The sequence below is a fragment of the Butyrivibrio hungatei DSM 14810 genome (assembly GCF_900143205.1).
Taxonomy (GTDB): Bacteria; Bacillota; Clostridia; order Lachnospirales; family Lachnospiraceae; genus Butyrivibrio; species Butyrivibrio hungatei.
Map to the genome: position 1 here is coordinate 410,065 of NZ_FRDH01000003.1, position 26,114 is coordinate 436,178.

The window sequence follows — 26,114 nt, forward strand, 5'->3', positions numbered from 1 at the left end:
TCTAGTACCATAACAATGTAAAATGTTGAAAAGATATTTCTTTTTGGAGGACTATTATGTATACCGCAAACGACAAAAGATACGACACTATGAAATACAATAGATGTGGCAAAAGCGGTCTTTTGCTGCCAGCTGTTTCTCTGGGACTATGGCACAACTTTGGTGACAATAGTGACTACGAGAACATGAAGGCTATGTGCTTCACAGCCTTCGACAACGGGATCACACATTTTGACCTTGCCAATAACTACGGCCCATCAGAGGGTGCCGCAGAGATAAACTTCGGCAAGATTCTTAGAGAGGAGCTTGCTCCTTACCGTGATGAAATGATCATTTCCACCAAGGCTGGTTACTACATGTGGCCAGGTCCTTATGGTGACTGGGGTAGCCGAAAATATCTCATCTCTAGTCTTGATCAGTCCCTTAAGAGGTTGAACCTTGATTACGTAGATATCTTCTATCATCACAGAATGGACCCTGACACTCCACTTGAAGAGACAATGGAAGCCCTTGATCAGATAGTTAAAAGCGGCAAAGCTCTTTATGTAGGTATTTCCAACTATGATGGTCCTACTCTTGAGAAAGCTACTGCCATATTAAAAGAGCTAAAGACTCCATTTATCATCAATCAGAACCGTTACAATATCTTTGATAGAACAATTGAAAAGAACGGACTCAAAGAAAAGGCAAAAGAGCTCGGAAAGGGTATTATCTGCTTCTCTCCTCTTGCTCAGGGTCTTTTAACAGACAGGTATTTAAATGGCATTCCAGAGGACAGCAGAATCCGTACAGATGGACGCTTCCTAAAGGAAAGTCAGCTTGATCCTCAAAAGCTCGAGAACATCAAGGCGCTTAATGAGATTGCCAAAAGACGTGGTCAGACACTTGCGGAGATGGCACTTGCATGGAACCTTAAGGATGACTATATTACTTCTGTTATCATAGGCGCTTCCAAGCCATCGCAGATCCTTGATAATGTCAAAGCTATCGAGAATATAAACTTCACAGAAGAAGAGATCAGGGAGATTGACAAATACTCTATCTGATACCCCAAAATAAAAACCTTAATTGCAGTATATTCGCACCTGCAATTAAGGTTTTCTTTTTTTACTGATCAAAGCTCGATCTCATCCACATATTTCATATCAAGCTTATCGCCGCTAAGTTCAAGTGGATACACAACGTATGACGATTCAAAATACTTTTCACCATCTCCGCCCCATCTATCACCAACGTAATAGTATTTACCATCTTTTTCCAGGATAAATGCTGCCTGGCTCTGGTAAGTTGTCTCATCGCCAATCTCCATAAGGTCACTCCATCTGCCCTCAATAGAATCAGCCACAGCGTACTTACACTGATTAGGCGCCCATCCTGTGCAGAAAGATGAGAGCATATAATATTTCCCACCCATCTTCATCACAGCAGGCGCTTCTCTGTATTCACCCTGCCACAGCTTATGAATAAGGCTATCAACATTCATATAATCTTCTGACAATCTGTACACATGGAGGTCTGCATTGTCTCTGGCTGCTGAAATAAAGTAAGCTGTGCCATCATCATCCTTAAACAGTGTACAGTCTCTTGACATATAGCCATATGGATTAAAGTGTCCGTGATATGTGAAGTCTCCATCAGGTGTATCGCAGCTTGCTATTCCAATTGCCGCATCATGATAGTTCTTTCCATTTTCAAAGTGCACCCAAAGGACAAATTTTCCTGTCTTTTCATTGTAAAGAACCTTCGGTCTTTCAAGATTGACCTTGCTTCCATCTTCATTTGAAAGCATCATCTTTGTTCTTACTCTGTAGCCTTCCATCTTGGAATCGGTAGTAAGCACATGGTTCCTAAATTCCCAATCGGTAAGGTTTGATGAGCGATAGCAACTTACATACTTGTTGTCTCTTCTGTCCTCGCCATACCAGTAGTAATAACCGTTATAAAAAATTATATATCCGCCGTGAGCATGAATAGGATTCCCCTTAATATCAAGCCACAACTCTCCGTTTTTTAATATGCTCATGTTTACTTCTCCAAAACAAATCTTTTTTCTAATCTGTATACCTTAGGTGAGATACCATACTTGTCTCTAAAGAGCTTTGAAAAATACTGATACTTGTGATAGCCAAGTCTTGTCACTATGTCTGCAACTTTCATATCAGTCTCCTCAAGGAGCTTAGCCGCTCTTTGCATCTTAGCATCAGTTATGTAAGAAAGCAGTCCAACTCCAGATACTTCTTTGAATATCTTGGACAGGTACGCTGGATGTAAATGTACTATTCCACTTAACATCTCAAGCGAGAGTTCTTCTTCACAATTATCAATTACATACTTTTGAACAAAAGAGACCACATCTTTCTTATCCTTCAAAACTCCGCTATTTTCACCTGTTTTGCATTCTTTTGAAAAATACTTTTCCATGATCCTGTTTATGGTCTCCTGAAAATCATCCTTCAAAATAGGCTTCACAAGATAATCTGTAACTCCTAAATGCACTGACTTTTGTGCATACTCAAAATCACTATAACCAGTAAGGATCACAACCTTGGTATTTAGCTTGTTCTCATCTATATACTCTGCAAGATCAAGCCCTGATATCCTCGGCATCTTGATGTCCGTTATCAAAAGTTCAGGGCTGTGCTGCTTGATAAGATCAAGAGCAAGAGACCCTCCTCCTGCAGTCAATACCTTATCAAAGCCAATCTGCTGCCAGTCCAGTAGACCTGCAATATAATCAACCATATATGGTTCATCATCCACTATAAGTAGTGTCATTTCCATCCTCCGGCCTAAATATGAAATAAACTCTGAGCCCGCCCCACTGACTCTTTGTAAACTGTAGTCTAGCGGTTTCATCATAATAGTTTATGAGACGCTGATTTACATTCCAAAGTCCAACGCTCTCTTCAGCATCCCGTGTTTTTTTGCTGATCTGCTTTTCAAGCTTTTCTATTGCTTCATCGCTCAGGCCATGACCGTCATCAGACACTTCTGTCCTGATCTCTCCGGTTCCCATCATATACATCTTGACCTGAATATGCTTGGCATACTCTCTTTCCTCTATACCATGCTCAATAGCATTTTCTATAAGAGGCTGCAAAATAAGTGGAATTATCCGCACATTGTAAAGACTCTCTGGAACATCCAGGTAATACTCAATATTTTTTCTCATGGCGATTATGGAAAGATATGACTTGGCATAGCCTATCTCTTCTCCGATGGTAGCCCTTGTCTTATTCTTAGTGCAGTATCTGTAGTAATTAGCCAGGTGTGCTGCCATTTCAGTCACTGCCTTTGGCTTATCTGCAACTGTCACAATATAGGACAAAGAGTTATACAAAAAATGTGGATTTATCTGAAGCTGCAGCTGTCTAACCTCTGCCTGATTTCTTAGCTGCTGCTCCTTGATACTGGAAGCAAGAAGCTCTCTTATCTTGTTTACCATGCTGTTAAACTGCTTAAACACATAGGAAAACTCATTATCCGGAAGCTTATCCTTATCTATCTGAACGGTTAGATCACCGCTTTCAAGCTGCTTTAACTTTTCAGTCATCATATTCAGCTGCAACAATATATGCCTATAGTACTGTAGCATGATGAAGGTTCCAACTATGAGCACTGCCAAAAGAGATATACCAATGATCCAGGTAATAGAATTGATAGGCTTATTCATTTCATTGATAGGATAATATGAAATAAGATATAGTCCATTAGCTGACTCTTTTGACTTAACTACTCTGTAATCCTGGCCATCAATTTTGATGATGTAGTACTGAATATCAAGTTTTTGATGAGAAAGCTCAGATAAAAGAGTCTTCTCTTTTTCTGAAGTTGAAAAGATGCTGTTATAATCGCCATAAAGCAGCATTGTTCCGCCATTACCAAGATTGACAGTCATGTTCTTTATCTTGTATAGGTAGTCACCATCCATCTTGATGATAAGATAAGGTTCATCATCATTCTTATCCCAGCTTGTAGTATATTTTCTAAAGTAATATATCTCATTTCCATATATTACCCACTTGTTATCCTCTAAATCATCAAAAAGGCCAGAGCTTATACTCGCCCCAGCCACATTTGAGATGATACGCCCTGAGCGAGGCCAATAAAGAACAAAGAATGCCATGCCAACATTACTTGACTGTCTGTCATTCAGATATCCTTTCATTGTCCTTGCTGCAGAGACGAAATCGTATACATCCGTTCCTTCTGTCAATGCAAGCTGCAGGTTCTTGAGATTTCCACTGTGTAAGATACCGTCAGCTTCAATCTCAATTTCTTTTACCTTGTTACCAATCAAGAGAGTAGAATGCTCCATCTGACTAATGGCAACGCTTGTAAGAGATTCCTGCAACGTGCTGGTGCTGTAGATATAGATAAAACTAAAGCTCAGCACCACCATCATTAAAAAAATAATGAAGGTTATATATATAGAACGAATCTTTTTTACTTCATGGTTTTGTACCATTCGTTTACTTCCTGTGTAATCTGTTCTCCGCCCTGAGCTTTCCAGTCTTCTACAAACTTATCAAATGACTCAATAGGCTCTTTTCCGTAGATTATATTAGTGTAAACCTGAGCCTCCATAGTCTGCAACTGTTCCCAGCACTTTTTCATAGTAGGTGTTGGTTCTGCATTGTAGAGGTTAGGAATGAGCTCTTCTCTGTTATCATTAGCAATTACATAGCCTTCTGCCATATCTGGAGCTGATTCGAAATCAGCAGCTGCTCTGATCTGTGCACCAGTCTCAGTCTTACCAGCCTTGGCATCAGCATACTCCTGCATTCTGTCGATCATAGGAGTGTTCTTAAGTACTGTTGATTTTCCTGGAAGGAATGGATCTGTAACTGCAGGGTCAAACTTAGATGTATCAAATACAACCTCGCCGTTTACTATATCATAATCATAATCTTCCATGAAGCCATACTGGAAATCACCTGTACCGAATGCTACATCATAGAGCCAGTCGTAATATGTGAAGAAGGCTTCCATATTGTCGAAATCCTTGTTGAACATAAGCCATCCATCAGTTGTCTGAGCTGACTGATATGTGCACTCTCCATTATCCTGCTTGATGTTAGGATAGCAAGCGATCACTGCGTTAGGATCAACTGATGTAACGTCTCTTACTGAGCCTACAGCCCATGGTCTTCCGATAAAGATACCAGCCTTACCTTCTGTGAACTGACCCATAGCATCCCAAGCGCCTGTTGCAGCAGCTTCCTGGAATGTCCATCCATTTGCATGCCACTTAGCAAGAAGCTCAAGAGTTTTTCTGTTACCCTCGTCGATTGAACCATAAACAAGGTTTCCGTTCTCATCTTCCTGCCAGCTTCCTGGAATGTGCTTACCAGAATTAGCTGAGAAAAGAGCTACTGGATCTGAAACCCATCCTGTGTTGTATACGCCAGATCCTGAATATGTGAATCCGTATGTATCCTTCTTACCGTTTCCATCTGGATCATCCTCTGTGAATGCCTTGATGACCGCTTCAAACTCCTCAAGATTTGTAGGTGCCTTAAGTCCAAGATTATCAAGCCAGTCCTGTCTGATGATCATGACCTGTCCCTCTGTAAGAGTTGGAGCACAAGCGATACCGTATGTCTTGCCATCCTTCATTACAGGGTAAAAAGTCTCTGGATACTTATCATAGATCTCTTTTAATCTCTCAGGCATGTATTTCTCGATATCTTCATCGATTGCCTTTACTCTTCCTGATTCGATCATATCTGCAATCATCTGTGTTCCATATACAGGGAATACATCTGGAAGCTCCTCAGAACCTGTAAGTGCAAGTCTGAGTTTTGTATCATAGTTGCCAGCATCTCCACCAAGAAGTGTTGTCTCAAGCTTGATTCCAAGCTTTTCTTCAGTAAGCTCTACCATAGGGTTCTTGTTGATATCATCACCCTCAGCATATTTACCAGCATTCTCATCAAGCTGTTTTGCGATTGTGATAGTAAGTGTTGGTTCGTACTTACCATCTGCATTCTTTGTGCTCTGCACACTGTTTTTCTTCTGATCTGCGCTTCCGCACGCAGCAAGAAGCATAGAAGCTGTCAGAAGTGTTGCAATTATTGCCCTTCTCTTTTTCATTGTTTCTTCCTCCGAAAACATTATATTATTCTTTTACTGCTCCAACTATCATTCCTTTTACAAAGTATTTTTGCAGGAAAGGATAAACAAGCAGAATAGGCAAAACGCCTATAAAGATCTGTGAAGCCTTGATGGTCCTCTCGGACATGGCTGCTGCCGATGTCGGATCAAGAGCTAGATCCTGCTGATTACCCTGAACTACGATTACCTGTAGAAATGAAGCCAATGGGTAGTTCTTGGTATCTGACATATATAGGATTCCAGTAAACCACTCATTCCAGTGACCTACCATTGTGAAAAGAGCCACAGTGGCAAGACCTGCCTTTGAAAGCGGTAAAAAAATCTTTAAAAGTACATCAAAAAAGCTGGCGCCGTCAATAAGTGCTGCCTCTTCAAGCGCCTTTGGGATTGACCTGAAAAAGTTCATGATAAGTATCAGATTGTAGCAGCTAAAAGCTCCTGGAAGAATATAAACCAGAAAGTTATTCTTAAGACCAAGAGATGTATTTACCATATATGAGGGGATAAGTCCACCTCCAAAGAGCATGGTAAACACGAAAAACCACATAAGAGGCGTTCTGCCTCTAAAATCCTTTGAAAGTGCGTAACCTGCTGTTGTGATCACGAACATAGAAAGCAGGGTTCCAAGAATTGTTCTTGCAAAAGAAATTTCAAGTGATCGTACAAAGTTACTGTTTTGAAGTGTCTTTTGATATGCCAGTATTGTTGGATCAACCGGCCAGAATGTTACGATTCCACTGTTAGCTGCTGCTTTTCCACTAAAAGAAATAGCAAGAAGGTTAATAAGTGGAAGTACGCACAAAAGCGCAAGTGAAACCAGAAAAATAGTATTTATTACAACAAATATCTTTCTACTGAATGAAACTCTCCTCATGATATTCTCCTTAGACCTTAGAAAATTCTGTAGCCAGCAAACTTATATGCCAGCTTATAAGCTATTACTGTCAGCATGAAGCTGATTCCTGACTTAAAAAGACCAACCGCTGTACCAAAGCTGTACTGGCCATTTATCAGAGACTGTCTGTACACATAAGTGTCAATGATATCTCCAGTACTGTAAGTCAGTGGAGAATATGTATTATAAATCTGATCAAATCCTGCATTAAGCACGTTTCCAAGACTAAGGGTTGCCATAACAATGATCATTGGCGCGATGCCAGGAAGTGTTATGTGAAGTGTCTGCTGAAATCTGTTGGCACCATCCATCTGTGCTGCCTCATAGAGACTCTGATCGATATTGGATATGGCTGCAAGATAAACGATCATTCCAAATCCGAAACCTTTCCAAAGGTCAGACAATACTATGATCTGTCTATACATACCTGCTTCACCAAGGAAGAAGATTGGCTCCATGCCAAGTCTCTGGATCGCTGAGTTTACGATACCATCAAGACCAAGAACATCTCTCATCATTCCGGCAACAGTTACCCATGACAGGAAATGAGGAAGATATACAAGAGTCTGAATGCCTTTCTTTAGTCCTACGTTACTTACCTCATTCAGCAAAAGAGCTATGACAATAGGAACAATGAGTCCTAATACGATCTTGCTGACCGCAATTATCAATGTATTGATTATTGCCTGATATGATTCCTGAAAAACAAAGATCTGTTTGAAATTCTCCATTCCGATAAACTCAGAACCTGTTATTCCAAGCCATGGCTTGTAGTTCTGGAATGCCATGATAAGCCCGCCCATAGGCACGTAGCAAAAGATGATTGCAAGAACAAAAGCTGGCATGATCAGAACATATAATGCCCAGTTCCTTTGAATTTCCTGCTTCCAGCTTCGTTTTGGCTGCAAATATTTTTCCTTATCTTTTTCGCCTTTCATCATTTGTTTCCTCTCTATCTATAGGTTTTGGTATATGTAAATCAATTGATATAGGAAAATTATAGGAAACATTATTTTGGCAAAACATACCCTGATTTTTGGAAAGTGTCCTCATTTTTAATTACTTTAGTAATCAATAAAAAAGGTGGTGATCCGAAGATCACCACCCTCTCTATATATATTTTCACATCACAGTTCGAATTTAGAAACAAACTTCTGAAGTTCCTGAGCGTTCTCAGCAAGCTTATCGGAAGCTTCGGCAACTTCGTGGGTAGAAGCTGTCTGCTGCTGGGATGCTGCCGATACGTTCTGAGTCTCATCTGCTACACTTGTACTCATATCTTCGATCATTCTGATGTTCTCGGCAATAGTGTCAGTACCAGCTGAAAGCTGACCAACAATCTCGCTCATTCTCTCTGACTGTTCTGAAATTGAGTAAACCATGTCAACGATGTTACTGAATGTATTACCAGCCTCGTTAACAGTCTCAGTTCCTTCTACTACGTTCTGAGCGCCTACTCTCATAGCTTCTACAGCTTCTTCAGAATTCTTCATGATATCTTCGATAAGTACTGTAATCTTTGCTGCAGCTTCATTTGACTGATCAGCAAGCTTGCTGATCTCGCTGGCAACAACTGCGAAGCCTTTACCCATCTCTCCTGCTCTTGCAGCCTCGATAGAAGCATTAAGTGAAAGAAGGTTGGTCTGGCTTGCGATCTCAGAAATAGTTTCAACAAAACTATCAATATTCTTGAGCTGTTCACCAAGCGCATCTACAACTGATGCTGTATTCTCAACAGACTCTTTGATAGATCCCATCATGTTAGTAGCATTAGTCATATCATCAGCGCCCTTGGTAGCTGCTTCGTTTGTATTCTTGATCATCTCAGTAGTTCTATTGATAGCATCCTTGAACTCCTGCATATTCTCGATAAAGTGCTTAGTCTCATCACTTGCTCCAGCAACTGCTGTTATCTGTCCATTGCATGAATCAGCAACACTTGTACAGGAGTTAGCTACCATCTCACTGGCATCTGCTGACTGAGAAGCACTAGCTGAAAGCTCTTCAGATGCAGATGCAACATATGATGTTGTATCAGAAATCTTCATCATAAGATCTCTGATACTTGTATGCATTGTATCAAGGGCTTCAGAAATCTGTCCGATCTCATTATTTTCATTTGAAAGCTTACGCACTTCTTCCATCTCTTCACTGTCAGTAAAATCGCTATTAGACATCTTGGTCATCTGATCAGTTACAAGAATGATAGGCTTAGTGATCCTCTTACCAATATAAATTGCAATTATAGTACCTGCTATGATTAGTATGATAACAACTACTAATGAATTCCAAATATTATATTTAAGTGCAAGGCTGGCTGCGTTACTATACTCTGCCTCAAGAGAGTCAATATAGTCTACCCATACACCTGTACCCATAACCCAATCAAAAGGCTCATAATATGCTGTATAATTTACCTTTGGAAGAGGCTCTGTTTCATTTGGCTTAGCAAACATGAGGTTCGTATATCCACCGCCATCCTGCATACCATTTTTTATCATTTCCTGAATGAAATATGTTCCATTAGGGTCCTTTGCGTCCCATCTGGACTGCCCCTCTGTATCTCTTCCAAGAAGCACTACGTTGATACCCTTAGAAGTATCGATCCAAAAATAGCCTGATCCCTCATTATATTTCATTTCTCTGATGATATTTGCTGCCTGCTCTTTTGCTTCATCCAGCGTAATCTCACCATTCTGGTATCTCGCATACATATAAGCACAGACACTCATAGCACACTGGGTCTCGTTCTTAAGCTCAGCCATGATATCTTCTTCAAGTCTGCTTCTATACTCATTGGCCCTCTTAGTATTAGTACTTACGGTACTATTGATTGAAAAGATTTCAATGGACAGCGTAGTTATAACTACTGCCAAAAGAATCGCTGCAACTATAACGGTCATCAAAGAACCACGTTTCTTAGCCATATATAAGCCTCCTTAATATATATATAGGAACATAAAAAATGCGCGTTCCATACATAAAATTGTAGACTAATACATGTGTCAAAACAAGCGTTATAACGTTATTTTATATTTTGTTTATTATTATAAAATATAGTTATTTTCTGAGTTAGTATTCCATGATCTTTTCTAAGATATCCATCTGATTTACGCAATATTTTTCATATACTGAAGACATTGCTTTTCTAAAGCGCTGCTTTTCTGCTGGTGTGATGGCAATAACTGTAACTCCGCTCTTTTCTGCGATCTCTCTGGATGTTTTTTCTCTTTCTTGCCAAAGCTGTCTTTCGTAAAGAGCTGACTCTTTTGCACAATCCATGATTATCTGCTGATCAGATTCACTTAGCTGATTCCATATCTCAGCTGAGCAGATCTGCATTTCAGGAACTCTGGTATGTTCATCTATAGTGTAGTATCTTGCTACATTGTAATGATCCATAGCTTCATATGATGGCCAGTTATTCTCAGCACAGTCTACGATTCCCTGCTCAAGTGCTGAGTATACATCAGAATACACGATCTTTACTGGATTTGCGCCAAGAGCTGATACCATATCTGCCATCATATCTGATTCCTGGATTCTGATATTCATTCCCTGAAGGTCCTCAAGGCATGTGATAGGCTTGGTGCTATAGAAGTTTCTGGCTCCAGCATCATACCAGGAAAGCCCAACAAGATTGTACTCAGAAGCTTTAGAAAGGAACTCATCTCCTATCTCTCCATCCAGGACTCTCCACATGTGGTCAGAGCTTGAATAAAGGTAAGGCATCTGGAGTATGTTCATATCAGGAACATACTCAGCAATCTGAGAAATAGATACTCTGGCAAAAGCAATACCGCCATATCGGAGCTGCTGAATGACTTCCATCTCGCTTCCAAGCTCAGCTCCGTGCTTTACCAATATCTTTATTCTTCCATCTGTGCGTTCATAGACAAGATCAGCAAATTTCTCTGCTCCTAACGTTGTTGGATAATCTGCCGTCTGGTTCTCAGCATAAAGAAACACAAAATCAGGAGACTCGTTCTTGGCATTGCTTGTTTTCCACATATATATCCTGTTTCCAACAACACAAAAAACGATCAAAGCTATTATGAAAATTATTCCATATGCCCATTTTTTTTTCATGATCCTAAAACTCCGATTCTGTATTCGCTAGGCGTCATGCCTACCATACGCTTAAAGACTCTTGTAAAATAATTAGCGTCTCTATAACCTGCTTTTTGGCCAACATCTTTAATGTTTATAAGTGGATTGGCAAGAAGCTCTTTGGCCTTCGCCATTCTATATTCATTCAGATATGTGATAAAGTTCTTTCCAAAATTCTGCTTAAAAAGCTTACAGAAATACACATCTGAATATCCGAGCACGCTTGCTATATCCTGAAGGGCAATATCTTCGCTGTAGTGCTCGTCAATAAACGTAGTGATATCACTTATCAGTTTGTTCGACATATTTCCGCTTCCGTAAACTTTACAATGTTCAATTTCCTTGTCATTAAAACTATTTACACTAGTTGAAATGCTGGCCTTTTTATCACAAATATCAAAAGCTTCTTCAAGAACATTTATAAGATCTTCATCTGCCCCTGGCTTTAGAATATAATCTAATGCTCTTACTCCGATAGCTTTTTTTGCATAACTAAATTCGTCAAAGGCAGTCAAAAAGATAATGCTACAGCCTCTGTCTTTTTTCCTGATCTCCTCAGCCGCTTCAAGGCCGTTCATTCCAGGCATCTCAATATCAAGTATAGCAATCTGGCATGAATTTTCCTCAAAGCTCTTAACAGCTTCCAAGCCATTTTCAGCCATAAATATTTCCACCTGTCCAGGGAAAAAGCCTGCTATCTTTTTATTTATAACCTGTCTCTCGATAGGTTCATCATCTGCTACTAGTATTCTGTACATATGCATTTCTCCTAGGCTACATCTCCCTGCATTGGAATATCAATGATAATTGTTGTACCAACATTTTTAGTGCTTTCAATTCTAAGGCTTCCGCCTTTGTACATGGTTCTGATCCTTCGGTTAATATTTCCAAGGCCTATTCCGATGACATCTTTGTCAATGACCTTCTCATTTCCAATCTCCAGCTGAGCCCTTACTTTTTCAAGGAGATCTTCATCCATGCCTTCTCCAGTATCAGATACTTCGATATGGAGCTTATCTTCATTTTGCCTGATCTTTATAAGTATCTTTCCACCCTCAACCTTACGGGAAATGCCATGAATAATTGCATTTTCAAGAAGTGGCTGGAATGTGAATGTAGGAACGATAACCTTGTTTTCATCCACATCAGAATCTACTTCAAAAGACACTCTGTCTCCAAATCTCATTTTCTGAAGATACATATAGTCTCTGGAAATCTTGAGTTCCTGGGCAAGAAGTGCCTCTTTTGCCTGATTCTTGAGATTGTATCTAAAGAGAGAGCTAAGGGCCTCTATCATCTGCTCAGTAGTTGGAGCATCCTCAAGATTTGCTGTACCTGCAATCACGTTCAAGGTATTAAAAAGGAAGTGTGGATTGATCTGGCTCTTTAAAAGCTCTAGGTTCATGGTCTCCATCTGCTTTTCAATCTCCAGATTTTCAAGTTCCTTTGCATGTAGCTGGTCAAGAACTATCCTCCTGTCTTCCATACCTCTGATATACTCGCCGGTAGCGTATTTCATCTTGTTAAAGGCGGTTACCAGCTCACCCATTTCATCCTTGTTATCAGCCTCAACATCGTCAATGAAAAAGTCATTGGCTGCAATCTTTCTGGAAGCATTGGCAAGCTTTAAAACTGGCACGCTGATAGAATTGTCCATGATCTTAGACATCTTGTAGATCACAAGAACAATAATGACTCCAAGAGCGGCTACGAGAAATGGCACACTAATGATAACAGGCATCAGCTTTTTATAACTAAAATTGCCCTCTCGCATGGTCTTATCCACAAGTCTCTGAGCATAGACATTTAGATACTTTTGCATGTTATAAACATCATAAAGCTTGTCTATATCAAGATGACCTGATTGATACTGTTCTATTACCTCGTTTCGCGCCTGACTATAGCTTAAATAAGCTGTCCGGAGCGATGATAAAAGAGCGTATCTCTCCTCTCCAAGTCGCTTATAGACCAAAGGATTCTTGTCAAAGGCCTTTTGGGTAGCAGCGACACTCTTTTCCCATTCAGTGGTATCTACAGGATCCGATCTGTGAATGTAAGAATCAAAAGTATCTATCTCGCTTGATATGGCTGCAACCAGCTCTCCGCTGTGGGAATTGTCCTCCATGATATCATTAAAGTCCATCATGAAGAGCTTAATGATCCACACATCAAACAAAAGAGCTGCCAAAATAGCGATAAATACACTACTGGTAAAGGCTCTGATCTTATTTTTAATTGTTAGGTTTTTCCAAAAATTTCGTATTTTTATCATATGCTTAAAAAAAAGAGGCCGCGTTTGTTATAGAAATAATTATAGCGCTGCCTCTTTTGAATTACTATTTGAAACTACCCTTTAATTTTGCTACAGAGATACTGATAAAAGCTCTCTTTCTGGTCTCCCAGGACTCTGTTTGTGAACATATAACCATGTCTGTCATCTGACATTACTATGATCATATTGCTACGTTTGATGGCGTTAGAGATCTTTTTCCATCTGATATCCTCAGATTTACCGCCTGTCTCAACATGTACTCCTCTGTCATCAAATGACAACTCCATGTCCTTTGGCATGTCCTCGAGCTGCTTGGCACTCTTGCCATATGTTGCCAGAGGCTGAATAACTGGAAAAAGAAGACATCCTATGACCATCACACTTCTCATAAATGAGGAGGCTTCTCCCCAAAATCTGATCACAAGGGCTATCATAGCAACTGTAAATACTACATTTACTACTCCAACGATTGACTTGTAAGTGCGCTTCATAGCCATTTTCCACAGGTCTGATGCTTTAACGTCACATTTAAACTTATAATCCATAAAAAGACCTTTCAGCAAATATTACTTCATAAGCAGGTTTGGAAGGAACATGCTTATTTCAGGTATAAATGTAAGCAGTAAAAGAACTAAGATCATGCAAAGATAAAATGGTAATGTTGCCTTTACTACTTTTTCCATCTTAACCTTACCAACTGCAGATCCAATGAAAAGAACTGCACCTACAGGAGGTGTAAGAAGTCCGATACCACAGTTAAGTATGATCATTATACCAAACTGAATTGGATTGATACCAATTGATGTTGCAATTGGAAGAAGGATAGGTGTTGCAATCAGGATGATTGGAGCCATATCCATGATACATCCAAGTACCAAAAGAATAAGGTTAAGTAAAAGTGCTATAAGAACTGGATTTCTTGTAAGTCCAATTATAGCATTAGCAGCAATATCTGGAACATGAAGTGTTGTAAGGCAATATCCAAAGATACTTGATGTAGAGATAAGAATAAGCACGATTGATAGTGTGTCAACGCATGACTCAAGTGTTTTCCATACACCTTTCCAATCAAGTCCCTTATAGATGAATACGCTTACGATAAGGCTATAGATAACGGCTACGGCAGCTGACTCAGTTGCTGTGAATACACCACCTACTACGCCTACTACTACGATGATAACTGCTGCAAGAGCCCAGAATGAAGTTCCAAGCTGCTTAACAAATGCTTTGATGCTGAATGGTTTTCCCTTAGGATAATTGCGCTTCTTGGAAATAATATAAGAGCCGACCATAAGAGAAAGTGCAAGGAGTGCTCCTGGAACATATCCAGCAAGGAACAGGCTTCCTACAGAAACTCCACCAGCACTCATAGCATAAATTACCATGTTATGAGAAGGAGGAACAAGGAGTCCTTCGCAAGAAGATGTAATTGTTACGGCTGTTGAGAAATCATCGTCGTAACCCTGCTCAACCATCATAGGAATAAGGATACTTCCAAGTGAAGCAGTATCTGCAGCTGCTGATCCTGAAATTCCACCAAAGAAGTAGGATGCCACAATGTTAACCATGGCCATACCACCTGTCATCCAACCTACACAAGCATCCGCCAATGCAATAAGTTTTTCAGAGATACCACCCTGTCCCATGAGGCATCCCATGGTAATAAAGAACGGAACGGCCATAAGAGAGAAAGAACTGATACCCTTAACCATCTGCTGACAAACTGTTGTAAGTGGAAGTCCCTGATAAAGAAGACAGAGGATAGATGATAAAGCAACCGCGTAAGCAATCTGGAATCTTAAAAATATCATTACTAAGAAGCTAATAAGCAAAATAGCAATAGCAGTAGAATTAACGGTCATTATTTATCCTCCTCCTTTATAAAGAAACCTTTGATGTGGTTATAGATTGCCTCAAGCTGAAAAACGATCATGGCAAATCCAGCCACAGGAATTGGAAAATACATCCAAAACCTTGATAACTTTGGAAGAGAAACGTAAGATCCCTTGCTACCGATTGTTGAAGCATACTTCCAACCAACAATGAGCATTACAAATGCAAGGAATAAAATACATAAGTCTGAAAGCAAATCTAAAATCTTAATTACTTGTTTAGGTAGATATCTATCAAATGCAGTCATACGAATATGAGCACCGCGTCTGATTGCAAGTGCAGCTGATATAACAGCCATGTAAGCCATAAGTGTAAGGACAACCTCTTCACTCCAAGATGGATCTGGAATGAAAGAAACATATCTTCCAAGAACACTCATGCTGGTGATCAGAATGTCTGTCACCAGCAAGAGTTTACATACAAATAGCATTACTTTATAAGTAATATCGTATACAGGTTTGATCTTATCTACCGCTTTGAAGAAAGAATTCATAGTACCTCTTTTCTATAAAACGGTTTGATAAAGTTTAATTATTTCATGTCAACGATCTTCTGGTAGTAATCCTCAAGGCCCTTAATGTTCTCTTCGATTACAGGCTTAACAGCTTCCTGCCAAGGTGTGATGTCATCAACTTCGATGATTGTTACACCGTCAGCCTTGAGCTGCTCAAGTACTTCGTTCTCTTTCTCTTCTGAGATTGAACGGTTGTACTCAGATGCTGCCTTACCAGCCTCAACGAGGATATCCTGCTGCTCAGGTGTGAGCTTGTTCCAAGCCTCATCTGTGATAACAACCTGGATAGCACCAAGTGTATGGCCATCAAGGATCATGTATGGAGCAACTTCTGGGAATGCGTTTGACTTATAGTTAGCGATTGGCTGCTCAGCTGCATCAACTACACCAGTCTGAAGTGCACTGTAAAGCTCACCGAAAGCAACTACTGTAGGGTTAGCGCCAAGGCCTTCAACAAGACCATTCATAACAGGGTCGTTAGATACACGGATCTTCATGCCCTTGAATGACTCAATACCTGTGATCTCGTTAACTGTGAAGAAATGACGGAAACCTTCCTCACCATAGAAGAGACCTCTTACACCACTACCATTTTCTGAAGATTCCTGAAGGAATTCCTGAGCAAGGTCTGATGTAGCGAAGTTCCAGAAATGATCACGGCTTGTGAAAATGTATGGAAGTGAAAGAAGCATTGACTTCTGTCCGCCGTATGGTGTAAGAGCGAAAGCAGAGATACGAGACATATCAATTGTTCCGCCACCACCAAGCATTGTGTCAAGTACGTCGTTCTCTGAACCAAGAACACCACTTGCCTGAAGGTCAATGGTGATAGATCCATTTGATCTAGCCTCAACTTCTTCCTTGAACTTCAGATCTGTCATACCAACAATAGTATCAAGAGGGTTAACCTCAGCCATTACAAGAGTAATAGCATCTGCTGCAGGAGTAACTGCCTCAGCTGAATCAGCTGCAGGAGCCTCTGCTGTCTCTTCCTGTGTCTCTGCTGCAGGTGTCTCTGCAGGAGCTTCAGGAGCCTGAACGCCACATGCTGTCATTGAAAGAACAACAGCTGCTGTCATTAATACTGATACAAATCTTTTTTTCATTTTTCAAATAACCTCCCTTTTGAATAAAAAAAAATAATGACAATTGTCTTATCGACAATGTCATTATAAATTAGCGTTAGGCCATATAAAATCGGACATATTTAGCATGGCATAGCACATTTTTAACACATAAAAAAGCATGAATCCGGAGGAATTTCCTAATATATTAAAAAAGACTGCCGTATGCTGTATACGACAGTCAGTAAGATCTTAATTACTTATCTCTCCAGATGATTCTACCCTTTGTGAGATCATAAGGTGAAAGTTCAAGAGTAACCTTATCTCCTGGTAAAATTCTAATAAAGTTCTGACGAAGCTTACCGCTGATATGAGCAAGTACAACGTGTCCGTTCTCAAGCTCTACCTGGAACATTGTGTTAGGAAGCTTCTCAATAACCTTTCCTTCAATTTCAATTACATCAGCCTTTGACATCTTTATCCTCCTACTTAACTATCAAATGATTGTCAATATTTCTGGTTCACCATCAGTTATGGCGATTGTATTTTCATAATGTGCGGCCAGGGAACCATCAACAGTTACCACTGTCCAGTCATCATCCAGCCAGCCAACATATCTTTGGCCCATTGCTATCATTGGTTCCACACAGATTGTCATTCCTTTTTGTAGTTTAACACCTCTGCGCCACTGTTTAAAGTTCGGAACCATGGGTTCTTCATGAAGGCTTGTGCCTATTCCATGACCTGTAAGCTCTCTTACTATACCATATCCATAGGGCTTAATATAATTATCTATCGCTTTGGATATATCGTAAAGTCTATTTCCAGCTTTGGCCATTTTAATGCCTTCAAAAAAGCTTTCTCTGGTTACATCGATCAGCTGCTGAGCTTCATCACTGATCTTACCAACGCCCCAAGTTCTTGCAGCGTCTGAATGATAACCCTTATATATCAGTCCTGTATCAAAGGTAACAATATCACCTTCTTTAAGGATCTTATCGGCACTTGGTATTCCGTGAACTACTTCATCATTAACTGATATGCACACAGAAGCAGGAAATCCTTCATAATTCTTACAATTTGGTATCCCGCCTAGAGCTCTAATAGTCTTTTCGCCAATCTCGTCAAGTTCTAAAGTAGAGATTCCAGGCCTGACCGCAGCATGTAGCTCGTCGTGAACCTTAGCTAAAAGATGCCCTGATTCTCTCATAAGATTTAATTCTTCATCTGTCTTAATTGAGATAACTTTACGCATTCAAAATACCTACAATATTATCAAATACTTCCTGCATATCCTTAGTACCGTCAACAGTCTTTAAGATATTCTTCTTATCATAATAATCGATAAGTGGCTGTGTCTGCTCATGATATACAGATAATCTATTCTGAACTGTTTCAGGCTTATCATCATCCCTAAGAACAAGTTCGCTTCCACATTTATCGCATATTCCCTCAGTCTTTGGTGGAATATGTTTGATATGATAAGTAGCACCACACTTAAGGCATGCTCTTCTTCCTGACATTCTGTTTACGATGTTCTCATCAGGAACGTCAACGTTGATAGCATAATCAACCTTATCCCCAAGCTTTGTAAGCTCGCTATCTAATACGTCTGCCTGTGGTATAGTACGTGGGAATCCGTCAAGAACATATCCATTCTTGCAATCTTCATTTGCAACTCTGTCCAAAAGAAGCTCAACTGTAAGTTCATCTGGAACAAGCTGTCCCTTATCCATGTACTCTTTTGCTTTCTTACCAAGTTCTGTACCATTCTTGATATTAGCTCTGAAAATATCTCCTGTAGAGATATGTGGGATATTATACTTATCCGCGATCATCTGTGCCTGTGTGCCTTTTCCAGCACCAGGTGCACCCAACATAATTATCTTCATACTTTGCTTCCCCTTTAAAAAATACACTTAAACTAGAAAGAAGAGGCTCCAGGGCTACTAGAAGCCCCGTAACCTCTTTTTTTCATAAAATCAATCTTCCAGGAAACCTTTGTAATTACGTACAAGCATCTGTGATTCGATCTGCTTGATTGTCTCAAGTATAACGCTTACCACGATGATAAGGCTGGTTCCACCGAATGAAACCTTCGCACCGAACAAACCATTGAATACGATAGGTAATACGCCAATAATGATAAGGCCGCATGCACCTATGAAAATGATGTAGTTCAAAATGCTTGTAAGGTATTCGCTAGTTGGCTTACCTGGTCTGATTCCAGGAATAAATCCGCCCTGCTTCTTCATATTGTCTGCAATCTCAATTGGATTAAATGTAATTGATGTGTAGAAATATGCGAAGAATATGAGCAAGAGTATGTATACAACCAAACCAAGTGTATATACAGGGTGATTTGGATTGCACCAGTTACTCTGATTTAAAAATGCAACTGCCTTGCCCCAGAATCCTGATCCATTATATCCAACAAGCTGGGTAATAATGATCGGGAACTGGAAAAGTGACATTGCAAAAATAATTGGCATAACGCCGGCTGTATTAACCTTGAGAGGAATTTCAGAATGGTTTCCACCGTATGTCTTTCTTCCCTGAATCTTCTTAGCATACTGAACAGGAATTCTACGCTCAGCGCCGTTAAGAAGAACTACCAATACAACCATAAAGATAATAACCGCAATAATAACTATTGCTGATACTACTCCCCTTGCAATAGGCTTTCCGCTCACAAACTGACCGAATAGTGAGCTGATATCTGACGGCATTCTTGAAAGAATGTTGATAGTCAGAACTATTGATATACCGTTTCCAACCCCATTTTCCGTGATTCTTTCACCAATCCACATCAGGAATGCACTACCAGCTGTGAGTGCTGCAACAATCTGAACTACAAGGAATGGATTCTGTGAAGTAAGGAATCCTGTGTTCCTGTAAAAGCCGACTGCCATGGCTATTGATTCGATAAGAGCTAAAGCTACAGTGATATATCTTGTAAGCTTTGTAAGCTTCTTTCTTCCATCTTCGCCATCCTTCTGCCACTCCTCAAACTTAGGAATAGCAATTGTAAGGAGCTGAATGATAATGGAAGAAGTGATATATGGTGTGATATTGAGTGCCAAGATTGACATGTTCTCAAATGATCCACCAGTGAATCGATTCATAAAACCAAATGCATCACTCTCTGTCAAACCCTGAAACCAGTTCTTAAAAACTGTTGTATTCATACCTGGAACTGGAATAGCAGATCCAAGTCTGATAAGGGCTAGCATCGCAAGAGTAAATAGAATCTTCATTCTAATTTCTTTGACTTTTAATGCATTCATTAGGGACTTAAACATTAGATCACCTCTGTTGTTCCACCAAGTGCCTCGATTTTCTCTTTAGCTGATGCGCTGAACGCATTTGCTTTAACCGTAAGCTTCTTAGTAAATTCGCCGTTTCCAAGAATCTTAACACCATCAAGCTCTTTCTTGATGATTCCAGCATCCTTAAGTGCCTGAACGTCAACAACTGCACCGTTGTCGAATGCTTCAAGTGAGCTTAAGTTGATACCAACAATGTTCTTGTGGTTGATGTTCTTGAAGCCTCTCTTAGGAAGTCTTCTGAACAATGGCATCTGACCACCTTCGAAACCAAGTCTTGGAGCTCCTGAACGAGCCTTCTGACCCTTGTGTCCCTTACCAGCAGTCTTGCCGTTTCCTGAACCATGTCCACGGCCTCTTCTAAAATTATCGCTCTGTACTGAACCTTCAGCAGGTCTTAAGTTGGATAATTCCATGATATTCCTCCTTATACATACTGGGGCTTATGCCGCTCAGCGCAGTACACAATATACATTATATACCACTCGCGTACACTTAGAACAGCCCCAGTTACAATTAATGTTTCAATTATGTCGAGATTAGATCTCTTCTACCTTAACAAGGTGTCTGATCTGCTGAATCTGTCCTCTTGTTGCTGAGTTATCAGGAAGTTCAACAGAACTGTTAAGTTTCTTGAATCCCATTGATTTTACTGTTGCTACCTGCTTAGGTACAGCGCCAATTGTGGACTTAACCAATGTGATCTTGAGTTTCTTTTCGCTTGCCATTGATAATATCCTCCTATTATGCTGTTACTTCTGCAACAGACTTGCCGCGCTTAGCAGCAACTTCTTCAGGTGTCTTTAACTGAGCAAGACCGTTGATTGTTGCATAAACAACGTTCTGCTTGTTGTTAGAACCAAGTGACTTTGTTCTGATGTTTCTGATACCTGCAAGCTCACATACTGAACGAGCAGGACCACCAGCGATGATACCAGTACCTTCTGGAGATCTCTTAAGTAATACTTCAGCAGAGCCAAACTTACCTACGAAATCATGTGTAATACTGTTATTCTCGTCAAGAGGTACAGTAATGAGGTTCTTAGTAGCATCCTCTTTACCCTTACGGATAGCATCTGGGATTTCTGTTGACTTGCCCAGACCAACACCAACGTGTCCGTTGTTATCACCTACTACAACAAGTGCTGTGAACTTCATGTTACGTCCACCCTTAACAACCTTAGTAACACGCTTGATGGTTACAACTTTATCTGTCAATTCGAGCTGACTAGCATCTACGATTGTACGCTTCATATTGTGTTTTCTCCCTTCTTAGAATTCCAAGCCAGCTTCTCTGGCAGCATCAGCAAGGGCTTTAACCTTACCGTGATAAATATAACCGCCTCTATCGAATACTACGGCCTTGATACCTTTTTCAATTGCTCTCTTAGCAACTACATCACCGATCTTTGAAGCTGCATCAATGTCATCTGTATTCTTAAGCTCAGCCTTGATATCTTTTTCAAGAGTTGAAGCAGATACAAGTGTCTTACCAGCTACATCATCAATAACCTGTGCATATACGTGATTATTGCTTCTAAATACTGCTAAACGTGGTCTCTCAGCTGTTCCGCTGAAACGATTACGAATCTTCATGTGCTTTTTAACACGAATTTTCTGTCTTGATTCCTTACTAACCATTTTGCACTCTCCTTCTTAATTATTTCTTACCAGTCTTACCAACTTTACGTCTGATAACCTCATCAGCATACTTGATACCCTTGCCCTTATATGGCTCTGGAGCTCTCTTTTCTCTGATGATTGCAGCGTGCTGTCCAACTGCTTCCTTATCAATTCCCTTAACTGTAATTACCTGACCCTCAACAACTGTCTCGATTCCTTCTGGATCAACAAGTTCTACTGGGTGAGAATAACCAAGTGTGAGAGAGAGTGTCTTACCATTCTTAGCAGCTCTGTAACCTACACCGTTAACCTCAAGCTTCTTTTCGTAGCCATCTGTAACACCAACAACCATGTTGTTAAGAAGGCTTCTTGAAAGACCATGTAAAGCCTTTGTCTTTTTCTGATCGTCAGGTCTTTTAACCTCGATCTGTCCGTCTTCCTGTGAGAAAGAAATCTCAGCTGGGAAAACTCTTGTAAGAGTACCCTTAGGTCCCTTTACAGTCACCTTATTATTTTCTGCAACTTCTACTGTTACACCAGCAGGAACTGCGATTGGCATTTTTCCAATTCGTGACATGCCCGTACCTCCAATTTACCAAATGAATGCAAGAACTTCGCCACCAACCTGGAGCTCTCTTGCTTTTTTATCAGTTACAACGCCCTGGTTTGTTGAAATAATTGCAATACCAAGTCCGCCTAATACTCTAGGAAGCTCATCCTTGCCTGCGTATACACGAAGACCAGGCTTTGAGATTCTCTTAAGACCAGTGATAACCTTATCATTTCTGTCAGCACCATACTTAAGAGTGATGTGAAGATTCTTAAATGCTCCATCTTCTACTACATCAAGCTTCTTAATATAACCTTCCTCAAGAAGAATGTTTGCGATAGCAAGCTTCATCTTTGAAGAAGGAACATCAACAGTGTCATGCTTAGCAGTATTTGCGTTACGAATTCTTGTAAGCATATCTGCAATAGGATCGTTCATTGCCATTTTAAAATTGCCTCCTTAATTATTATTGCTTCGCCTTACTACTCCCCGAATTGAGCAGAGACACGAAGCCGCAATGCGCATTTAATGTTTCTAAATTTCTGTGACCTCCATCCCAGGTCACAAGGAAGTTCTGCTCTCGGGCTACGCCCTCGCCAGAACAAACTAGTACGCTAAGCTCGTGAAAAACCTCGCTAAGCGATTAGTTTTACCAAGATGCTTTACGAACACCAGGAATCTCGCCCTTATATGCAAGTTCACGGAAGCAAATTCTGCAGATTCCGTACTTTCTAAGATATGCATGAGGACGACCGCAGATCTTACAACGATTATAAGCACGTGTAGAGAACTTTGGTTTCATCTGCTGTTTAACCTTCATGGATAATTTAGCCATGTGTCTTATTCCCTCCTATTACTTTGCAAAAGGCATATTGAACAGTGTAAGAAGCTCACGAGCCTCTTCATCTGTCTTAGCTGTTGTTGTGAAAATGATGTCCATACCTCTTGTTTTGTCAATCTTATCGTACTCGATCTCAGGGAAGATAAGCTGCTCTTTGATACCAAGAGCGTAGTTACCTCTACCATCGAATGAGTTAGGATTGATTCCTCTGAAGTCACGTACACGAGGAAGAGCAAGGTTTACAAGACGATCAAGGAAATCGTACATCTTGTCACCACGGAGTGTTACTTTACATCCAATTGGCATACCCTCTCTTAACTTGAAGTTAGCGATTGACTTCTTAGCCTTTGTGTAAACAGGCTTCTGGCCTGAAATAATAGCCATATCGTTTGCAGCGTTCTCAAGAAGCTTTGCGTTCTCCTTAGCTTCTCCTACTGCCATATTGATAACGATCTTGTCGAGCTTTGGAACTTCCATTACGTTCTTGTAACCGAACTTCTTTGTCATAGCATCAACGATCTCGTTTTTGTATAAATCCTTATATCTACTCAACGCTTAATACCTCCTTCCTAAATTAGTCGATAACCTCACCAGTCTTTTTAGCGATGCGGTTCTTCTTTACAACCTTACCATTATCATCCTTTTCAACCTTGAAACCGATTTTAGTAGGCTGTCCGTTATGAAGATACACAACGTTTGAGATATCAAGAGCAGCTTCGCGCTCTACAATACCGCCATTAGGATTCTTTGCAGAAGGCTTCTCGTGCTTTGTAACCTTGTTAAGGCCCTCAACAACTACCTTTCCGTTCTTTACATCAACAGAAAGAACTTTTCCTTCTTTATCGATTTCTCTTCCGGCGATAACTCTTACCATATCACCCTTCTTAATCTTACTAGTTGACATCTGGGCGCCTCCTTATAATACTTCAGGAGCAAGAGAAAGAATCTTCATGAATTTCTTCTCACGAAGCTCTCTAGCTACTGGTCCAAAAATACGTGTTCCCTTAGGCGTACCATCTTCATTGATAACAACAGCAGCGTTCTCATCAAATCTGATGTAGGAACCGTCCTTACGACGTGTCTCTTTAACAGTACGAACGACAACAGCCTTAACAACGTCACCCTTCTTTACAACTCCACCGGGTGTTGCTTCTTTAACTGAAGCAACGATTGTGTCGCCGATTCTCGCATATCTTCTTGTAGATCCACCCATAACACGGATTGTAAGAAGCTCTTTAGCACCTGTGTTATCAGCGACTCTAAGTCTACTTTCCTGCTGAATCATGATATTTCTCCTTTTTTTGTATTACTTTGCACGTTCAATTATGGATACAAGTCTCCATCTCTTATCCTTGGAGATAGGCTTTGTCTCCATTACCTTAACTGTGTCACCAATACGGCACTCATTGTTCTCGTCATGAGCCTTAAGCTTGTAAGTTCTCTTTACGATCTTCTTGTAAAGAGGATGCTTAACATGGTCCTCAATGGAAACTGTGATGGTTTTGTCCATCTTATCGCTTGTTACTTTTCCAACACGCGTTTTTCTTAAATTTCTTTCCACGATCTTTTCTCCTTTTAGATTAGACAAAGGTATTAGTTAGCTGCCTTTGCGTTCTGTGTGATTACAGTCTGGATTCTTGCAATATTTCTTCTTACTTCTTTAATTCTTGCTGTATTATCCAACTGGTTTGTAGCGTTCTGGAATTTTAAGTTGAAAAGTTCCTTCTTAGCTGATACAAGCTCAGTCTGAAGCTCATCAGCTGACTTAGCCTTCAACTCATCTACATACTTATTAGTTTTCATTAGATACACCGCCTTCCAAATCAGCCTTTGAAACGATCTTGCACTTACAAGGAAGCTTATGCATAGCAAGACGAAGAGCTTCTCTTGCGTCGTCCTCGGCAACACCGCCGATTTCGAACATTACACGACCAGGCTTAACAACAGCTACCCATCTATCTACGGCACCCTTACCAGAACCCATACGAGTTCCAAGAGGCTTCAATGTGATAGGCTTGTCAGGGAAAATTTTGATCCAAACCTGACCACCACGCTTGATGAAACGTGTCATAGCAACACGGGCTGCCTCAATCTGATTTGAATTGATCCAGCAAGGCTCAAGCGCAACAATACCGAACTCACCATAAGTGATTGTAGTACCACGAGTAATTTTATGAGCCATTGAACCGCGGAACTGCTTGCGGTGCTTAACTCTCTTTGGCATTAACATTATTTATCGCTCCCTTCCTTATCTGAATTCTCACCTGCTTTAGTTGGAAGTACTTCACCCTTATAGATCCATACCTTTACACCAACCTTACCATAGGTTGTATCTGCTTCAGCAAAACCATAATCGATGTCTGCTCTAAGAGTCTGAAGAGGAATTGTTCCCTCGCTGTAGAACTCTGAACGAGCGATATCAGCACCGCCAAGACGGCCTGAGCAGCATGCCTTGATACCAAGTGCATCTGTCTTCATTGTTCTGCTCATGCATGACTTCATTGCTCTTCTGAATGATACACGGTTCTCGAGCTGCTGAGCGATATTCTCTGCAACAAGCTGTGCATCCTTATCAGGCTTCTTGATTTCTTTGATATCAACAAGAACTTTCTTGTCTGTGAGCTTTGAAAGCTCCTTCTTGGTTACTTCGATTTCAGCACCGCCCTTACCGATTACGACACCAGGCTTAGCTGTATAAACTATAACCTTAACTCTATCTGATGCTCTCTCGATCTCGATCTTAGAAACACCAGCTGCATATAACTTCTTCTTCAGAAATTTTCTGATATTATAATCTTCTACAAGATTATTGGCGAAATCGCCAGATTCAGCATACCACTTGGAATCCCAGTCAGCGATAACACCGACTCTGAGGCCATGAGGATTAACTTTCTGTCCCATTCTTAGGT

At 40.4% G+C, this 26,114-nt stretch carries 33 protein-coding genes; 1 reads left to right on the forward strand and 32 read right to left on the reverse strand.

Going from position 1 to position 26,114, the window contains the following annotated elements:
- The first annotated feature begins 56 nt into the window (after nucleotides 1-56).
- Entirely contained in the window at nucleotides 57-1,046 is a 990-nt protein-coding gene (locus tag BUA02_RS01920; protein WP_072700535.1) for an aldo/keto reductase, read from the forward strand.
- A 68-nt stretch (nucleotides 1,047-1,114) separates the two neighbouring features.
- Here the strand turns inward: BUA02_RS01920 and BUA02_RS01925 are convergent, their stop codons facing one another.
- The 32 genes from BUA02_RS01925 to rpsC form a co-directional block, all read right to left on the reverse strand.
- On the reverse strand, nucleotides 1,115-2,023 hold the full coding sequence (locus tag BUA02_RS01925) for a family 43 glycosylhydrolase (protein ID WP_072700537.1): 909 nt from the start codon (nucleotides 2,021-2,023) through the stop codon (nucleotides 1,115-1,117).
- Between the two features lie 2 nt (nucleotides 2,024-2,025).
- Entirely contained in the window at nucleotides 2,026-2,775 is a 750-nt protein-coding gene (locus BUA02_RS01930) for a response regulator transcription factor (RefSeq protein ID WP_071176708.1), read from the reverse strand.
- A complete protein-coding gene (locus BUA02_RS01935; protein ID WP_072700538.1) occupies nucleotides 2,753-4,468 on the reverse strand; it encodes a sensor histidine kinase in 1,716 nt (571 codons plus the stop codon). The genes BUA02_RS01930 and BUA02_RS01935 overlap by 23 nt, the downstream gene beginning before the upstream one ends.
- Entirely contained in the window at nucleotides 4,447-6,096 is a 1,650-nt protein-coding gene (locus BUA02_RS01940; protein WP_072700541.1) for a type 2 periplasmic-binding domain-containing protein, read from the reverse strand. The genes BUA02_RS01935 and BUA02_RS01940 overlap by 22 nt, the downstream gene beginning before the upstream one ends.
- 25 nt (nucleotides 6,097-6,121) lie before the next feature.
- On the reverse strand, nucleotides 6,122-6,991 hold the full coding sequence (locus BUA02_RS01945; RefSeq protein WP_071176711.1) for a carbohydrate ABC transporter permease: 870 nt from the start codon (nucleotides 6,989-6,991) through the stop codon (nucleotides 6,122-6,124).
- A gap of 17 nt (nucleotides 6,992-7,008) precedes the next feature.
- Complete coding sequence (locus tag BUA02_RS01950) at nucleotides 7,009-7,953, reverse strand: ABC transporter permease (protein WP_083385928.1); 945 nt, start codon at nucleotides 7,951-7,953, stop codon at nucleotides 7,009-7,011.
- A gap of 186 nt (nucleotides 7,954-8,139) precedes the next feature.
- Nucleotides 8,140-9,939: a methyl-accepting chemotaxis protein gene (locus BUA02_RS01955; RefSeq protein WP_072700544.1), complete on the reverse strand. Its 1,800-nt coding sequence runs from the start codon at nucleotides 9,937-9,939 to the stop codon at nucleotides 8,140-8,142.
- A gap of 145 nt (nucleotides 9,940-10,084) precedes the next feature.
- Nucleotides 10,085-11,101, reverse strand: a complete 1,017-nt coding sequence (locus BUA02_RS01960) for a TRAP transporter substrate-binding protein (protein WP_072700546.1) — start codon at nucleotides 11,099-11,101, stop codon at nucleotides 10,085-10,087.
- Nucleotides 11,098-11,880, reverse strand: a complete 783-nt coding sequence (locus tag BUA02_RS01965; RefSeq protein WP_072700548.1) for a response regulator transcription factor — start codon at nucleotides 11,878-11,880, stop codon at nucleotides 11,098-11,100. The genes BUA02_RS01960 and BUA02_RS01965 overlap by 4 nt, the downstream gene beginning before the upstream one ends.
- Nucleotides 11,881-11,891: 11 nt before the next feature.
- The gene (locus BUA02_RS01970) at nucleotides 11,892-13,394 is read right to left on the reverse strand and encodes a sensor histidine kinase (protein WP_083572608.1); all 1,503 of its coding nucleotides are present in this window, start codon (nucleotides 13,392-13,394) and stop codon (nucleotides 11,892-11,894) included.
- 74 nt (nucleotides 13,395-13,468) lie between these two features.
- The gene (locus BUA02_RS01975) at nucleotides 13,469-13,939 is read right to left on the reverse strand and encodes a YcxB family protein (protein ID WP_072700550.1); all 471 of its coding nucleotides are present in this window, start codon (nucleotides 13,937-13,939) and stop codon (nucleotides 13,469-13,471) included.
- Between the two features lie 21 nt (nucleotides 13,940-13,960).
- A complete protein-coding gene (locus BUA02_RS01980) occupies nucleotides 13,961-15,256 on the reverse strand; it encodes a TRAP transporter large permease (protein WP_071176716.1) in 1,296 nt (431 codons plus the stop codon).
- Nucleotides 15,256-15,780: a TRAP transporter small permease gene (locus BUA02_RS01985; RefSeq protein WP_071176717.1), complete on the reverse strand. Its 525-nt coding sequence runs from the start codon at nucleotides 15,778-15,780 to the stop codon at nucleotides 15,256-15,258. The genes BUA02_RS01980 and BUA02_RS01985 overlap by 1 nt, the downstream gene beginning before the upstream one ends.
- A gap of 38 nt (nucleotides 15,781-15,818) precedes the next feature.
- Nucleotides 15,819-16,907, reverse strand: a complete 1,089-nt coding sequence (locus BUA02_RS01990) for a TRAP transporter substrate-binding protein (protein ID WP_072700551.1) — start codon at nucleotides 16,905-16,907, stop codon at nucleotides 15,819-15,821.
- 214 nt (nucleotides 16,908-17,121) lie between these two features.
- A complete protein-coding gene (infA, locus tag BUA02_RS01995) occupies nucleotides 17,122-17,340 on the reverse strand; it encodes a translation initiation factor IF-1 (RefSeq protein WP_013280019.1) in 219 nt (72 codons plus the stop codon).
- Nucleotides 17,341-17,361: 21 nt separating this feature from the next.
- On the reverse strand, nucleotides 17,362-18,120 hold the full coding sequence (gene map, locus BUA02_RS02000; RefSeq protein WP_071176719.1) for a type I methionyl aminopeptidase: 759 nt from the start codon (nucleotides 18,118-18,120) through the stop codon (nucleotides 17,362-17,364).
- On the reverse strand, nucleotides 18,113-18,757 hold the full coding sequence (locus tag BUA02_RS02005) for an adenylate kinase (protein WP_071176720.1): 645 nt from the start codon (nucleotides 18,755-18,757) through the stop codon (nucleotides 18,113-18,115). The genes map and BUA02_RS02005 overlap by 8 nt, the downstream gene beginning before the upstream one ends.
- Nucleotides 18,758-18,847: 90 nt before the next feature.
- Complete coding sequence (gene secY / locus BUA02_RS02010) at nucleotides 18,848-20,167, reverse strand: preprotein translocase subunit SecY (protein WP_072700553.1); 1,320 nt, start codon at nucleotides 20,165-20,167, stop codon at nucleotides 18,848-18,850.
- Complete coding sequence (gene rplO, locus BUA02_RS02015) at nucleotides 20,167-20,607, reverse strand: 50S ribosomal protein L15 (protein WP_071176722.1); 441 nt, start codon at nucleotides 20,605-20,607, stop codon at nucleotides 20,167-20,169. Before rplO ends, secY begins: the two co-directional genes overlap by 1 nt.
- 123 nt (nucleotides 20,608-20,730) lie before the next feature.
- A complete protein-coding gene (rpmD, locus tag BUA02_RS02020; RefSeq protein WP_022764368.1) occupies nucleotides 20,731-20,919 on the reverse strand; it encodes a 50S ribosomal protein L30 in 189 nt (62 codons plus the stop codon).
- Between the two features lie 16 nt (nucleotides 20,920-20,935).
- Entirely contained in the window at nucleotides 20,936-21,445 is a 510-nt protein-coding gene (rpsE, locus tag BUA02_RS02025; protein ID WP_026515602.1) for a 30S ribosomal protein S5, read from the reverse strand.
- Between the two features lie 18 nt (nucleotides 21,446-21,463).
- Complete coding sequence (gene rplR / locus BUA02_RS02030) at nucleotides 21,464-21,832, reverse strand: 50S ribosomal protein L18 (RefSeq protein WP_071176723.1); 369 nt, start codon at nucleotides 21,830-21,832, stop codon at nucleotides 21,464-21,466.
- Nucleotides 21,833-21,851: 19 nt separating this feature from the next.
- Nucleotides 21,852-22,391, reverse strand: a complete 540-nt coding sequence (gene rplF / locus BUA02_RS02035; RefSeq protein ID WP_071176724.1) for a 50S ribosomal protein L6 — start codon at nucleotides 22,389-22,391, stop codon at nucleotides 21,852-21,854.
- Nucleotides 22,392-22,406: 15 nt separating this feature from the next.
- The gene (rpsH, locus tag BUA02_RS02040) at nucleotides 22,407-22,808 is read right to left on the reverse strand and encodes a 30S ribosomal protein S8 (RefSeq protein ID WP_013280010.1); all 402 of its coding nucleotides are present in this window, start codon (nucleotides 22,806-22,808) and stop codon (nucleotides 22,407-22,409) included.
- Between the two features lie 205 nt (nucleotides 22,809-23,013).
- The gene (locus BUA02_RS02045) at nucleotides 23,014-23,199 is read right to left on the reverse strand and encodes a type Z 30S ribosomal protein S14 (RefSeq protein WP_071176725.1); all 186 of its coding nucleotides are present in this window, start codon (nucleotides 23,197-23,199) and stop codon (nucleotides 23,014-23,016) included.
- An 18-nt stretch (nucleotides 23,200-23,217) separates the two neighbouring features.
- The gene (rplE, locus tag BUA02_RS02050; RefSeq protein WP_022772938.1) at nucleotides 23,218-23,757 is read right to left on the reverse strand and encodes a 50S ribosomal protein L5; all 540 of its coding nucleotides are present in this window, start codon (nucleotides 23,755-23,757) and stop codon (nucleotides 23,218-23,220) included.
- A 22-nt stretch (nucleotides 23,758-23,779) separates the two neighbouring features.
- Nucleotides 23,780-24,109: a 50S ribosomal protein L24 gene (rplX, locus tag BUA02_RS02055; RefSeq protein WP_071176726.1), complete on the reverse strand. Its 330-nt coding sequence runs from the start codon at nucleotides 24,107-24,109 to the stop codon at nucleotides 23,780-23,782.
- A 12-nt stretch (nucleotides 24,110-24,121) separates the two neighbouring features.
- Nucleotides 24,122-24,490 (reverse strand): 50S ribosomal protein L14, encoded by a 369-nt coding sequence (gene rplN, locus BUA02_RS02060; RefSeq protein WP_022764361.1) that lies wholly within the window; start codon nucleotides 24,488-24,490, stop codon nucleotides 24,122-24,124.
- 21 nt (nucleotides 24,491-24,511) lie between these two features.
- Complete coding sequence (gene rpsQ / locus BUA02_RS02065) at nucleotides 24,512-24,766, reverse strand: 30S ribosomal protein S17 (RefSeq protein ID WP_013280005.1); 255 nt, start codon at nucleotides 24,764-24,766, stop codon at nucleotides 24,512-24,514.
- Between the two features lie 32 nt (nucleotides 24,767-24,798).
- Nucleotides 24,799-25,008 carry a 50S ribosomal protein L29 gene (gene rpmC / locus BUA02_RS02070; RefSeq protein ID WP_024865221.1) on the reverse strand — a complete coding sequence of 70 codons (210 nt, stop codon included), beginning with the start codon at nucleotides 25,006-25,008 and terminating at the stop codon, nucleotides 24,799-24,801.
- Nucleotides 24,998-25,435: a 50S ribosomal protein L16 gene (rplP, locus tag BUA02_RS02075; RefSeq protein WP_072700556.1), complete on the reverse strand. Its 438-nt coding sequence runs from the start codon at nucleotides 25,433-25,435 to the stop codon at nucleotides 24,998-25,000. Before rplP ends, rpmC begins: the two co-directional genes overlap by 11 nt.
- Nucleotides 25,435-26,106 (reverse strand): 30S ribosomal protein S3, encoded by a 672-nt coding sequence (rpsC, locus tag BUA02_RS02080; protein WP_022778093.1) that lies wholly within the window; start codon nucleotides 26,104-26,106, stop codon nucleotides 25,435-25,437. Before rpsC ends, rplP begins: the two co-directional genes overlap by 1 nt.
- Nucleotides 26,107-26,114: the final 8 nt, after the last annotated feature.